The 13,156-nt window shown below is 28.7% G+C and carries 14 protein-coding genes; 11 read left to right on the top strand and 3 right to left on the bottom strand.

Translation table 11 applies throughout. The features are described from left to right. From GXK56_RS08690 to GXK56_RS08670, 5 genes are all read left to right on the top strand, one after another. Positions 1-759 (top strand): lantibiotic immunity ABC transporter MutG family permease subunit, encoded by a 759-nt coding sequence (locus GXK56_RS08690; RefSeq protein ID WP_160687077.1) that lies wholly within the window; start codon positions 1-3, stop codon positions 757-759. A 93-nt stretch (positions 760-852) separates the two neighbouring features. Continuing rightward, the gene (locus tag GXK56_RS08685) at positions 853-1,512 is read left to right on the top strand and encodes a response regulator transcription factor (protein WP_160687076.1); all 660 of its coding nucleotides are present in this window, start codon (positions 853-855) and stop codon (positions 1,510-1,512) included. After that, positions 1,512-2,864: a HAMP domain-containing sensor histidine kinase gene (locus tag GXK56_RS08680; protein WP_347707948.1), complete on the top strand. Its 1,353-nt coding sequence runs from the start codon at positions 1,512-1,514 to the stop codon at positions 2,862-2,864. The genes GXK56_RS08685 and GXK56_RS08680 overlap by 1 nt, the downstream gene beginning before the upstream one ends. Before the next feature lie 181 nt (positions 2,865-3,045). Continuing rightward, positions 3,046-3,468: a helix-turn-helix transcriptional regulator gene (locus GXK56_RS08675; protein WP_160687074.1), complete on the top strand. Its 423-nt coding sequence runs from the start codon at positions 3,046-3,048 to the stop codon at positions 3,466-3,468. Positions 3,469-3,605: 137 nt separating this feature from the next. Then, the gene (locus tag GXK56_RS08670; RefSeq protein ID WP_160687073.1) at positions 3,606-4,673 is read left to right on the top strand and encodes an acyltransferase; all 1,068 of its coding nucleotides are present in this window, start codon (positions 3,606-3,608) and stop codon (positions 4,671-4,673) included. Positions 4,674-5,008: 335 nt separating this feature from the next. Here GXK56_RS08670 and GXK56_RS08665 read toward each other — a convergent pair whose 3' ends face one another. Beyond that, entirely contained in the window at positions 5,009-5,395 is a 387-nt protein-coding gene (locus GXK56_RS08665) for a thioesterase family protein (RefSeq protein ID WP_160687072.1), read from the bottom strand. A 490-nt stretch (positions 5,396-5,885) separates the two neighbouring features. On the opposite strand from GXK56_RS08665, the gene GXK56_RS08660 reads away from it, so the two are divergent. From GXK56_RS08660 to GXK56_RS08640, 5 genes are all read left to right on the top strand, one after another. After that, entirely contained in the window at positions 5,886-6,350 is a 465-nt protein-coding gene (locus GXK56_RS08660) for a phage tail protein (RefSeq protein WP_160687071.1), read from the top strand. After that, entirely contained in the window at positions 6,351-6,875 is a 525-nt protein-coding gene (locus GXK56_RS08655) for a VanZ family protein (RefSeq protein WP_160687070.1), read from the top strand. Positions 6,876-7,095: 220 nt separating this feature from the next. Then, entirely contained in the window at positions 7,096-8,211 is a 1,116-nt protein-coding gene (locus GXK56_RS08650) for a helix-turn-helix transcriptional regulator (RefSeq protein WP_160687069.1), read from the top strand. 1 nt (position 8,212) lies between these two features. Continuing rightward, a complete protein-coding gene (locus GXK56_RS08645; RefSeq protein ID WP_160687145.1) occupies positions 8,213-9,130 on the top strand; it encodes an ABC transporter ATP-binding protein in 918 nt (305 codons plus the stop codon). An 18-nt stretch (positions 9,131-9,148) separates the two neighbouring features. Next, positions 9,149-9,943 carry an ABC transporter permease subunit gene (locus tag GXK56_RS08640; protein WP_160687068.1) on the top strand — a complete coding sequence of 265 codons (795 nt, stop codon included), beginning with the start codon at positions 9,149-9,151 and terminating at the stop codon, positions 9,941-9,943. 311 nt (positions 9,944-10,254) lie between these two features. On the opposite strand, the gene GXK56_RS08635 is transcribed toward GXK56_RS08640, so the two are convergent. Both GXK56_RS08635 and GXK56_RS08630 read right to left on the bottom strand, forming a co-directional pair. After that, positions 10,255-11,472: an MFS transporter gene (locus GXK56_RS08635; protein ID WP_160687067.1), complete on the bottom strand. Its 1,218-nt coding sequence runs from the start codon at positions 11,470-11,472 to the stop codon at positions 10,255-10,257. A gap of 126 nt (positions 11,473-11,598) precedes the next feature. Next, complete coding sequence (locus tag GXK56_RS08630) at positions 11,599-12,234, bottom strand: flavodoxin family protein (RefSeq protein WP_160687066.1); 636 nt, start codon at positions 12,232-12,234, stop codon at positions 11,599-11,601. A gap of 281 nt (positions 12,235-12,515) precedes the next feature. Between GXK56_RS08630 and GXK56_RS08625 the strand changes: the two genes are divergently transcribed. Beyond that, positions 12,516-13,094 (top strand): TetR/AcrR family transcriptional regulator, encoded by a 579-nt coding sequence (locus GXK56_RS08625; RefSeq protein WP_160687065.1) that lies wholly within the window; start codon positions 12,516-12,518, stop codon positions 13,092-13,094. Positions 13,095-13,156: the final 62 nt, after the last annotated feature.

Here is a 13,156-nt window from a genome sequence, read left to right as displayed (position 1 = left end):
ATGGTAACAATTTTTCGTCTTATGAAAGCCGATTATATGAAGCTAAAAAGAACTTCTTTTTATTGGATTCACATTTGTATACCACTTATTGGGCTTACTTTATTTTTTCTATACTATTCTAATTCAGCTTTAAACTCAGAGAGCAAAGTGATTATGTACTTTGATGCATTATCAATGGCATTTCCGGCTTTAATTGGAATTGTATGTTCAATAGTAATAGAACAAGAATTTATGGCAGGAAGATTTAAAGAAATGTTGTCAACTGAATTTGGAAAAGGTAAAAGTCTTCTTAGTAAAATATTAATATTACTTTTTTCAGGCTTTCTTTCTTTAGTTTTAGCAATAGGCGGATTTATGGCTGCTTTCCAATTTATTTTAAAGCAAAATACTATGCCATTAAGTTTTTATATACACGAAACTTTAATTATATTTGGTTGTCAAATATGTATCTATCTATTTCATTTATGCATAAGCATTTTCTTAGGGAAGGGTCCATCTATAGGAATTGGAATAAGTGAAAGCTTATGCGGAGCATTAATGATAACAGGACTTGGAGATGGGAGATGGCAAGTGATACCTTGTGCTTGGAGTATAAGATTTAGTCAATATTATTTGGAAATTTATAAAAACTCTAGCTGGTTATTAAGTAAATTAGGAGAAGTAAGTGTTGGAATTAAATATAGCATAGTAATAACCATTATAGTTGGTATTATCTTTGGCGTATGTTATAACTTTTTTGAAGGCAGAGGAGAAAAGTAATAGATTGAAGGAATCATATTTATTGCTAAAATAGTTAATTGAATTTTACATGCATAAATGGTGGTTTATAATATAAGCAGGGGTGAGATAGAAATGGCAAATATTTTAGCAATTGATGATGAAGAAGGAATATTAAAAATAATAAAAAGTGCATTAAAAAAAGAGGGGCATAATGTAATGACAGTATCTAAGGTCAAGGAATTTCCTAAGGAGGATTATATAAAATATGATTTAATCCTTCTTGATGTTATGATGCCAGAAATAGATGGTTTTTCATTATGCAAGGAAATTAGAACCTTAGTTGATTGTCCAATAATATTTCTTACAGCAAAGGTAATGGAGCAGGATATTGTAATGGGACTTAGCATTGGTGGAGATGATTATATATCAAAGCCATTTGGAATTAGTGAATTAAGAGCTCGTGTAGCTGCACATTTAAGACGTGAGTATAGAGAAAAACAAAATGCTTTTGCAATTTCTGATTTAAAATTCAATATGACAGCAAAAGAAGTGTATTATAATGATGAATTAATATCTTTTACTAAAAGTGAATATAGTATTTGTGAGTATATGGCTGTTAATCATGGACAGGTATTTTCTAAAGAGCAGATATATGAAAAGGTATTTGGATTTGATGGAAATAGTGATTTAACAGCAATAGTCGAACATATAAAAAATATACGAAATAAGTTGAAAAAGTTGGAATTAAATCCAATAGAAACAGTATGGGGGATTGGATACAAGTGGAAGTGATGAAAAAACAAAAAAGCATTTCTAAGATTTTTGCTGCTTATATAGTGATCTTTTGCATAACTGCAATGATTTTAATGATATTTGATTTAGGTTTATTTACAATTGGATTTAGTAGTGGAATTATTTTACCAGCCAATTATTGTGAACAGCAGATTGAGCAGCATCGAAATGATATAGCTCAGGCTGAAGATGTAAAGAGTTTAATACCAAATGAATGTTATTATGCTGTTTATGATTTAGAAGGAAATGTATTGCAGGGAAATGCTTCAGAAGAAAAATCTCAGAAGATGTGGGATATTATTCAAAGTGGAAAAATCAGTGATGGACACTTGTATTATAAAACTATACAAAGAAATAGAGAAATATGTATTGTAGAATATACATTGATAAGCAAATTTTCTAATTCAACTTTAAGAAAGTTTATTCCAAATACTGAATTATTTATTCCATTAGTATATATCATTCTAATAATTAGTGAAATAATTGTTTTTTCTAAATGTTTTAAAAAGAAAATAATAAAAGAAATGCAAATCTTAAAAGATACTACCAAAAATATACAAATGGAAAATTTAGATTTTGAAATGAAGTATTCCAATGTAATAGAAATTAATGAAGTGCTTTCTGCTTTAGATAAAATGAAAACAGAATTGAATGTATCACTTAAGGAACAATGGAGGATGGAGGAAATACGCAAAGAGCAGATAGCAGCACTAGCTCATGATATAAAAACTCCACTTACAATTATTAAAGGAAATTCAGAATTGTTAAATGAATTGGAATTAAATTCTGATCAAAAGGAATTTAATGATGGTATATTAAATGCAGCTGATAATATTAAGTGTTACACTAATTCTTTGATGGAGATTATAAAATCAGATAAAGAAACAGCAATGAAAAAAAAGCAAATAGACTTAGAAAAATTTATACAAGATATAATTGAGCAGGGCAAATCTATGAGTATAAATAAAAAATTAAGTTTTATAAGTGAAATTAAAGAAATTCAAAAGTCTATTTTTGCAGATGAAGAAACATTAAAGAGAGCAATAATTAATGTTATTTCTAATTCAGTTGATTATTGTAAGTCAAATGGAAAAATATTATTTTCTGTTGATACGAAGGATAAAAACTTAAGAATTATAATTGAAGATTCAGGAAGAGGGTTTACACTAGAAGAACTTCATTCTGCTACTGAGCAATTTTTTCAGGGAGATAAAAGTAGAAATTCAAAAAATCATTATGGAATGGGATTATATATTGTAAGAAAGTTTGTAGAGCTTCATAATGGAAAGATTCATTTAAATAATTCCGAAAAACTTGGTGGGGCAAAAGTTATTTTGGAAATACCAGTATAATACTTGATATTTTAAAATAAAAATTTTCCTCATCCAGACTACAAAGTATTGAATATATTATCGGCACAAAATAAGCTTATTTCAAAACTCCAAATGTAAAGTAAATGTAACAATTTATGTTAATAACCATTGGTGGTATTATATAAGTTAAGGAAATATAATTAAGGGGAGATATGAAGGAATGCTTAAAGATAATCTAAAAGTCTTGAGGAAAAGATTTAAACTTTCTCAAGAGCAGGTTGCTGAAAAACTAAATGTATCAAGGCAGACCATAGCAAAATGGGAAAACGGAGAAAGTATGCCAGACATTAATAATTGTATGGCTTTATCGGAATTATATGATGTTACTTTAGATAATCTAGTGAATTATGCTGATGCATCAAATAGTAGGAAAATACCTCCAAGAGGAAAGCACATTTTTGGAAGTGTAAAAGTTGATGAGAATGGGCGCATATTCATTCCAGAAAAAGCACGAGAAATATTTAATATTAAGAGTGGAGACAGTTTACTTGTATTGGGAGATGAATTAGAAGGTGGACTGGCATTAATGTGTGAAAATGAATTCATGAAATTTGTTTCAGAATGTTCAAAATTAGAGGAATAACCTCCAAATTTGATATTAACATTAGTGAAATAAAAAAATGCAATTATATATACAAATTATCTATTCCTTTATATCGATTATAATTACTATATTTATTTATAGTACAATCAAATTTATTAAGATAAAGAGGGATAAAAATGAGAAAACATTATATTGATAATATTAGATGGACAATAATCATTTTGGTTGTAATCCATCATGTGGTTTGTATTTTTAACAGTGTAGGAGTTGTAGTAAACTTTAATGCACCAGGAATTCCAGTGTTAGATCTCTTTGCATATTTTGTATACCCATGGTTTATGCCATGTATGTTTTTAATTGCAGGAATAAGTGCAAGGTATTCAATGAATAAACGTACCAATAGACAATTCTTGAAAGAACGGGTTAATAAGCTTCTAATACCATTTTTATTTGGTATGCTGATAATTGCACCATTAGTTGGAATATTTACTTTTAATGCAAATGGCTGGTCTGGAATTGATTCATTACCTATAGTAGTTAAAGGATTAATTATTATGAATTGTGGCATGGGACCATTATGGTTTCTAGTAGAAATGTTTATAGTGTCAATGATTTTTCTGGTTGTAAAAGCTTTAGATAAAAATAACAAGTTATTGAAATTAGGTGGAAAGGCTAATATATGGATTTTGATTCTTTTGTATATACCATGCCTTGGATTTGCACAAATTTTTAATTTTTTGTATACATTTCGTAATGCATTATTTATAGTTTTATTTTTATTAGGATATTTTGTGTTTTCACATGATAAAGTACAGGTAGAACTGGAAAAGCATAGGATTATACTATTAATAACAGCTGTTATATTATCCGTTATTCAGATTAATGAATTCTATGGAAAGAAATTTGGAGATCTAGAAGTAATAAATAATTATCTTGTATTTCTTTATGGATGGATTATGATCCTTGCAATTATAGGAAATTTCAAAGCATATTTCAATTTTTCTAACCAATTTACAAAGTATATGAGTAGTAGAAGCTTTTATATTTATATCTTTCATTATCTTCCTATGAATATTATTGCTTATTATGTTGTAAGGTATTTGAATATTCCTATAATTCTTAACTATATACTTGTATTAATATTGTCATTTGTAGTAACAATTATTATATGCAAAGTAGTTTATAGAATTCGCCCAATTAGGTCTTTATTTGGTATTAAAGATAATAATATTAAAAGTATATAATGTGAATAAATTGAATATCATAACTACTAACTATATTAAGTTGAATATGCTTAGATTACAAGAGAAAGAGTTTTTGGAAATTGTGGATGAAGGTGTAGGAATAATTGGATATGATACCAATACTACTATTATCAAAAAATATAACCAGATAACAAATCATATTGTTAATAGGAGAAATCTATAACTGTATTCCTCCTTCAAAATATATAATTGATTGATTAAGACAAGAGCATTTGACGCTTACAAAGAGACTAGTTACAAAGAAAAAATAAGTAACTAGTCTCTTTTATCTTCCATAAGAAACAATACAAAAAGAATTTTAATATTGCAAAAAATTAACTTTTTATTCTTTTGATAAAATCATCTGAATTTACTACATATCTTATATGAGAGCCATTACCGATAGTGCCATGATCGTCATTTGCTTCAACATTAAAAAATAATTTTTTCCCCTCGGCTTTTATAAGGACAGCATTACATTTTATATTTGCACCTATTGGAGATGCTTTAATATGTTTAACATTCATTTCAATACCTACAGTTGTATATCCAATAGGAAGTTCATCGATTACTAAACTCTTTGCTGTATTTTCCATAAGGGCAATCATTGCAGGTGTAGCATAAACTTCTAAATCTCCTGATCCCATCTTTAATGCTGTATCATTTTCAGTAACTATTGCTTCCTTAACAATTGAAATTCCTTCTTTAAAATTAAATTCCATCTAACATAATTCCCCTTTCTATAGATATGACTATTAATTTAAATTATAAATCCATAGCCATTCTTTTATATGCTAATAAGTGCAATAATTTCATAGTACTAAAGATTTTGTTACCTTTCAAGTATAATAGAAATTAAAATTAGTTTTTCTATATAATTAATTTTAAATAGATTTCATAGATAAAAAATTAATTTTTTTCTTATTGTTTTTATGACATGTTTTAGAGAATAAATTTACAAATTCTTATTTTATGAAATTATATGTTAAGTTATAATAAAATAAAAAGGTCGTAAGATATGTGAATTGAAGCTTTTAAGGATTTATTGGTTATTTATAAAAGTGCACATAGGAAATGTTCAGTTTCAGATTGGTTAAACGATACCTCTTGGTTAGAAAAGAAAATACTTGAGTTTTGAGTTAATAAAAAAATAGCTGAAAATAATAAAGCATAATTAAATGTAGAAAGGTAAAATCTAAAGGAGGAATGGATATGTCTTATATTGTTGATTTTAAAAATGTATCTGTTGTTGGCTTGGAGTCTTCACCTGTAGTTGAAGCACTTGCTGGTTTACGAGCTAATGAAGCCCGTTACTTTATGAACAAATATAAGCATGAATTTATGGTTGTACCAGCTAGTGAAAGTCAAAATACTCTAGATTATGTGAACAGAATTTTAAAGGAAGAACGTGACATAAAGTTTGCAGCTAAACCTTTGGAAACCTCTAGCTTTCAAGTAGAAAATATCAAATGGACCTATGTCTTTTATGAAGATGGCCTTTCGGTCAATGTCTTGTATAATATTGATGATCCAAAGAAGAGAGCAGTTGGGTTTAAACTTTCTGAGGGGATGGAGATACCAAATGAGTTAGAGGGCAAGTTTAAGTTTGCCAGACAGAAGTCTAAACTAGCAGGTACAATTAGAGGTTCGTTTTTTGTAATTAAAGGAGAATATTAAATGAATAAACGAGTTAGAATTAAAGCAGTCCTTTTGTATGGTGTTTTCATTTTTTACATACTTTTATTAATCAAAATATTGTTTTTATCTAGAATTTCTCAGCCAAATCATAGATCAATCAACCTAATTCCTTTTTATAGTATAATGCAATATATAGTAGGAAGCTCTGCCAATATAAAGAGATTCGCTTTTGGTAATGTAATTGGTAATATAGCTATCTTTACTCCACTTGGTACATATTTGTTATTATTTAAAAATGATAAAAGAGTAAAAACTAATCTGTTGTTTATATTTATAGTGAGTTTATTGATTGAAATTATTCAGGGGATTTTTGGGATCGGAGCATCAGATATTGATGATATAATTTTAAATTGTTTGGGTGGATTTATTGGTATTTTAGGGTATAAGGTTTTATTGTTTATTTTACGAGATGAGAAAAAAGTGCATACTTCGGTCACAATATTATCTTTTATAGGGTTACCTTTTATATTATTTTATTTATTCATGGTGAGAATGAGGTTCTAAACAGTTTAATATTAAGATGTTAGAACAGATGACTGTAATAAATTTTACAAAGGAATAGAAATCAAATTTATAATAATTGCCTTGCTTAACTAAAATAAGCAAGGCTCTATTATTAAAATCAAGTTTCCTGTTAGTTAACTTTTTCTACAAATATCAACTAGGAATCCATTTACATAGAGTAGGTCACATCATAAAATGTAATTAGAGGTAGGTGATAGATATGAAAAAACTAAATATAGGCAAATGCATTATTGAGAAGAGAAAAGCAAAGGGAATAACACAGGAACAGTTGGCAGATTACATTGGAGTTTCTAAAGCATCTGTTTCAAAATGGGAATCAGGGGCAAGCTTTCCTGATATTTTACTTCTTCCTGAACTTGCAACCTATTTCAATATTTCGGTAGATGAATTATTAGGTTATTCTCCACAGCTTACAAAGGAAGATATAAAAAAAATATATAATGAACTTTCACATGAATTTGCCACAAAGCCATTTGATGAAGTAGTTAATCAGTGTAAAGATTTAATAAAAAAATACTATTCCTGCTTTCCATTTTTGCTTTCTATGATTCAATTGTTATTAAACTACTCAATTTTAGAAAAAGATGGCGAAATAAGAAAAGAAATTCTTAAGAAGTGTATAGTGCTTAGTAAAAGAATAAAGGAAGAATCAAATAGTATTTCTGATATAAAAAATGCTAATACTATGGAAGCATTAGCAGAGATAACCCTTGGAAATAGCGATAAAGTTATTCAACTATTAGATAACAAATTATTACCATATAGTGGCGAAGATGTCATATTGATAAATGCCTATCAAATGAAGGGAGAAATCTCCAAGGCAAATGAAGTGAATCAAATACTGCTATTCAATAAGGTAATAAATATGTTGACTCTGTTAAACAATTATCTTTATTTAAATATAAATGACTCAGATTTGTTTGAAAAAATATATTCTCAAGGCATTCAACTTATTGATTCTTTTATGCTTAATGATATTTTTACAAATGATGTTTTAGGAATTCATATTGTTGCTGCACACGGATATTTAATTCAAGAAAAGAAGGAAAAGGCTATTGATGCAATAAAACAATATGTAAACACTGTTTGTAATATTAAGTTCCCATTGAAGTTTAACGGAAATCAATATTTTACTAAGGTTAACAAATGGCTTGAGGAAAGTAATTTTATTGGAGTAAACACTCCAGTTGACGAGAAAACCATTAAAGAAAAACTTGTTAGCTCTATTACTGAAAATCCTGCATTTTTATCATTAAAAGAAGATGAACGATATAACTTACTTGTTAAAAAATTGAAAGGGAAGTTAGATGGATAAGATGAATGCAATAAATATAGAAAATCTTAAAAAATCCTATGATGGGCAGATTGACGCTTTGAACAATATAAGTCTTAGTATACCTAAAGGTGAGATATTTGGATTTTTAGGTCCCAATGGTTCAGGTAAGACAACTACAGTTAGAATTCTTAATGGAATTCTTTTAGCAACATCAGGTCATGCCGATATTTTAGGGATACCTATTGGAAAAAATAATCTTGAAATTCATAGATTATGCGGAGTTATGACTGAAAGTTCCTCTTGTTATGAGAATCTTACTGTAAAGCAAAACCTAATATTTTTTGGGAAAATGCATGGAATTGATGAAAATCTACTTAATAAACGTGCTGATTTTATATTGGAAAGACTTGAGTTACTAGAAGTAAAGGATAAAAAGGTCAAAGCTTTAAGTACAGGAATGAAAAAGAGGGTATCCCTAGGAGTATCATTAATCCATAATCCTAAAGTGTTATTCCTTGATGAACCAACTTCTGGTTTAGATCCAGAAAATGCATTGAATGTTACAAAGCTAATAAAAGAACTTGCAGAGGAAAATGAGGTTACAATTTTTCTTTGTACTCACCAATTAAAATATGCTGAAGATATTTGTACTCTATATGGTTTTATTAATAATGGAAATATCCTTGGTTTAGGTACATTTGATGAGCTGGCTTCAAGGAAAAATGCAACTCTTCAATTAAAAATTAGAGGCAAAAATATTTCAGAGAAACTTAATTTTACACATGGAGAAAATGATATATATATTAAATCTATTTCAGGTGATGAAGAGGTGAATTATCTAATACAAAGCATACTAAAAAGTGGTGGGGAAATCTTTGAGGCAACTCAGCAGAAATGGTCTTTGGAACAACTGTACTTTAAATATATAAAAGGTCAGTCCAATGATATAACCTTATAAGTTTGGGGTGGTTTAAATATGAATAAAAGTGAAAAAGCATTGATATATAAAGATATAAATGAGATAACAAGTTCCAAAAGAGTTATATTGCCCATGACTATAGTACCAATCATTTTAATTGTAATCATGCCCATTGGACTTTTTATAGGTGTAAATTTTATTGGAAATGATTCAAGCATGCTTACTAAATTGGCACCTCTCATAAAAAAATTACCTTCTGAATATGGATCATATTCTCAAGCTCAACTTTTAATAAAAGTGATGATAAATTTTATGTTCCCATCATATTTTCTTATAATTCCTATAATGTGTTCAGGAGTAATTGGCGCCAGCAGTTTTGTAGGAGAAAAAGAGCATAAAACTCTAGAATCGCTACTTTACACTCCAATATCAATGGAACAATTGCTTAGAGCCAAGATTTTAGGTGTTCTTATACCATCTTATGTAATAACTTTGATTTCATTTATAGTGTTTGGAGTTATATGTAATGTAGGTGGCTTTATGTATTTTGGAAAACTTATTTTTCCAGATATAGAATGGCTTATAATAATATTTTGGATTTCACCTGCAATTAATTTATTATCCTTAATATTTACTGTTATGGTATCTGCAAAGTCAGAAACCTTCCAAGAAGCACAGCAGGTAAGCGGACTTCTTGTACTTCCAGTAATTCTTGTATTAATAGGTCAAATGACAGGAGTGCTTTTGATAAGTAATCTTGTAATGTTTATAGCTGGTGGTGTTCTCTTGATACTTGATTATATATTAATAAAGAGAATTTCCTCTAAATTTATTCCTGAGAAGCTGATTTAAATATCTATTATAATTGGCTTTCTCTAAGGATTATATGGGAACGCTTCACTTCCATCATGAAACCAACAAAATCCTCTAAATTGTTTTTTTGTTGGTCTTCTATTTTATGAAAGTAAATTCATCATAGAAAGCAAGTTTTTCCTTTAAAGGTTAGCAGTAGAACTTAAATTAATATTGTGTAAGATTAGATTCATTGGAGCAAGCCTATATATTAGATGTTTTAAAAAGGAATTATGACAATATAAGATAGTAGAGTCGGGCTTATTTTATCAAATAAGCCCGACTCTATAATAAATATATAAAATATACTTTTATGCTTTTTTTCTTACATTGTGTAGAATAAGTGCAATTACTTGGGTTGACATTCCAAAAGTACAAACTCCATACCATCCAAAGTGGGAATAACTATAAGAACCTAAAAATGAACCGAATGCTCCTCCAAGAAAAAAGCTGACCATATAAATAGTATTGAGTCTATTACGAGTTTTTTCGTTTAATGAATGTATTCTAGCCTGATTAGAAACATTACAGGATTGAACTCCTAAATCTATAAGAATGATTCCTATAATAAGTCCCCAAATCTTAAATCCGAATAGAAAGAAGAATAAATAAGCAATTATAACTACGATTATGCATATACCTATAGCAAATCTTGAACCTCTTTTATCTGCTATTTTTCCAACTAGCGGTGTAGCAAGAGCACCACTAATACCAACTAATCCCAATAAACCAGCAGCTTCAGCTCCTAAATTGTAATGAGAGCTTTCAAGTAAAAATATAAGGGCTGTCCAAAAAGCACTAAATGCAGAAAACATCAATGCACCATTAATAGAGGCTTCTCTTAAAACAGGTTCGTTTTTTATTAAATCTATCATTGAACTTAGCAGTTGGGTATACTTTATATCAGATTCAGGTTCACATAACGGGATGAATTTTCTTAGAATAACCACGAGTACAAGCATCATTATTGCTGCAATAAGATATACAGTTCTCCAGCCAAAGTAGCTGCCTAAGAGTCCACTGATTGTACGAGAAAGTAATATTCCAATTAATAAACCACTCATTATTGTGCCAATAGTTTGTCCTCTTTGTTCTGGATTTGATAATTGTGCTGCTAAAGGGATAATAAGTTGAGGGATAATAGAAGTAAAACCAACAGCAAAGGATGAAATTATGAGAATATATATATTTGAAGAGAAGAACATACTTATTAGTGAGATTATTGAGCATAAAAGCACTATTACTATTAAACTTCTCTTTTCTTTTATATCTCCTAATGGCAATATAAATATCATTCCAGCTGCATAACCTATTTGGGTAAGCATAGCTGCAATACTTATACTTAATTGAGATACATGAAAGGTTTTTGCTATATCAGCCAAGAGGGGTTGTATATAATATAAATTTGCTACAGTAAGTCCACAGGCTATAGCCATGACTAAAATTAATAAATTAGATAATGCTAGTTTAGCTTTAGAATTATTTATTGATAAATTTGGTTTAACAATTGTGTTACTTAGTTGATACATTTGTAAATCACTCCTTTGGATTATAACGATATATTTGACACGATAAATGTTTAAAATTATAAGTGATAAAATCTATTTTAAGATTCATATTAATAAAAATTATTATATTATGAATAAAATAGGTATTTATCGTATGAAATTAGTAAAAATCTTTTCTTCTCTTTCCGGTTTTTTTATAACCCCTTGTCCATTTTCAATAAGTTTCATAAGCCAAGCCATATTTTGCCCTAATATCCTCATTATTTGAATTCCTTCTTCATCTTGCATAGCCTCACCTGATAATCTTCCGTTAATTATGTTCCAATAGTTTGAAGTAGGGATGATCATTTCAGAATGATTAATATAATTATTCAATTGATCGAAGGTTGGAATTCCCCCTGCTCGTCTTACTGCTACTACAGCAGCTCCAACTTTGTGTCTAAGCATGCTATCACTGGCTTCTGCCACACGAAAGGCTCTATCTAAAAATGACTTCATTGTTCCTGCAATTGATGAATAGTGCACAGGTGATCCTAGTATTATTCCATCGGCATCATTCATCTTTTCAATCCAATTGTTAACTGGGTCAGTAGTAATAGCACATTTTCTATTCTTATTTTTTGTACAATATCCACAAGCAATACAACCTCTAATAGATTTATTTCCAACATGAATTATTTCCGTTTCTATTCCTTCTTTTTCTAGTTCGTCAGCAACTATTTTTATTCCGTGATAAGTATTTCCTTCTTTATTAGGACTTCCATTAAAAATTATAACTTTCATTATATTTTCCTCCTCATATATTTAATAATATTTGACACTATACCTATTAAGGTAAGTACACAGAAAGTATTTCATCTAACAGTGTTTTAGTAAATAAAACATACACTTGAAAAACAAATTTTAATATTAAACTGAACGTTTAGTTTATAAATATATAATATACTAAACGTTCAGTATTGTAAATAGTTTTTTTATCTTTTCAAAAAAAATATATATAGTATAATATACGTATAGTTTATTAAGTGCATTATTATAATTTAAATACTGTGGAGGTAAATATAATGGAGAAAAAATTAGGACGTCCTCGTAGTGAAAAAACTAAGAATGCAGTTCTTTCTGCAGCATATGATTTATTACTTGAAAATGGATTTGGAGCTGTTACAATAGAAAAAATAGCTGAAAGAGCAGGGGTTAGTAAAGCTACGATTTACAAGTGGTGGCCCAATAAAGCTGCAGTTATTATGGATGCTTTTTTTGATGCAGCTGTTGTGAGACTTCCAGTACCTGATACAGGATCAGTTGTCAATGATATGATAATTCAAGTAAGTAATTTAGCAAATTTTCTACTTAGTCAAGAGGGGAAAGTAATTAATGATATAATAGCAGAAGGACAATCAGATCTAAAATTAGCCGAAACCTACCGAACAATATATTTTAAGCCGCGTAGACTTGATTCAAGACATATTTTAGAGCGTGGGATTTCAAGAGGAGAGCTAAAGGAGGATTTGGATATAGAATTAGTTATAGATTTAATTTTTGGACCATTATTTTATAGATTATTAATAACAGGGGATGAAATAAACAAGGATTTTGTGGAGCATATAGTTAGATACATACTTAAAGGTGTAGATGGAAACTAATATTTACTCCATTCAATTAAAAAAGAATAATAAGTATTTTATACGTACATAAGAATTTAGGG

The organism is Clostridium sp. C2-6-12 (assembly GCF_009928485.1).
Taxonomy (GTDB): Bacteria; Bacillota; Clostridia; order Clostridiales; family Clostridiaceae; genus Clostridium.
The sequence above is the reverse complement of the archived record's forward strand: the minus strand, read 5'-3'. Positions and strand labels throughout refer to the sequence as shown.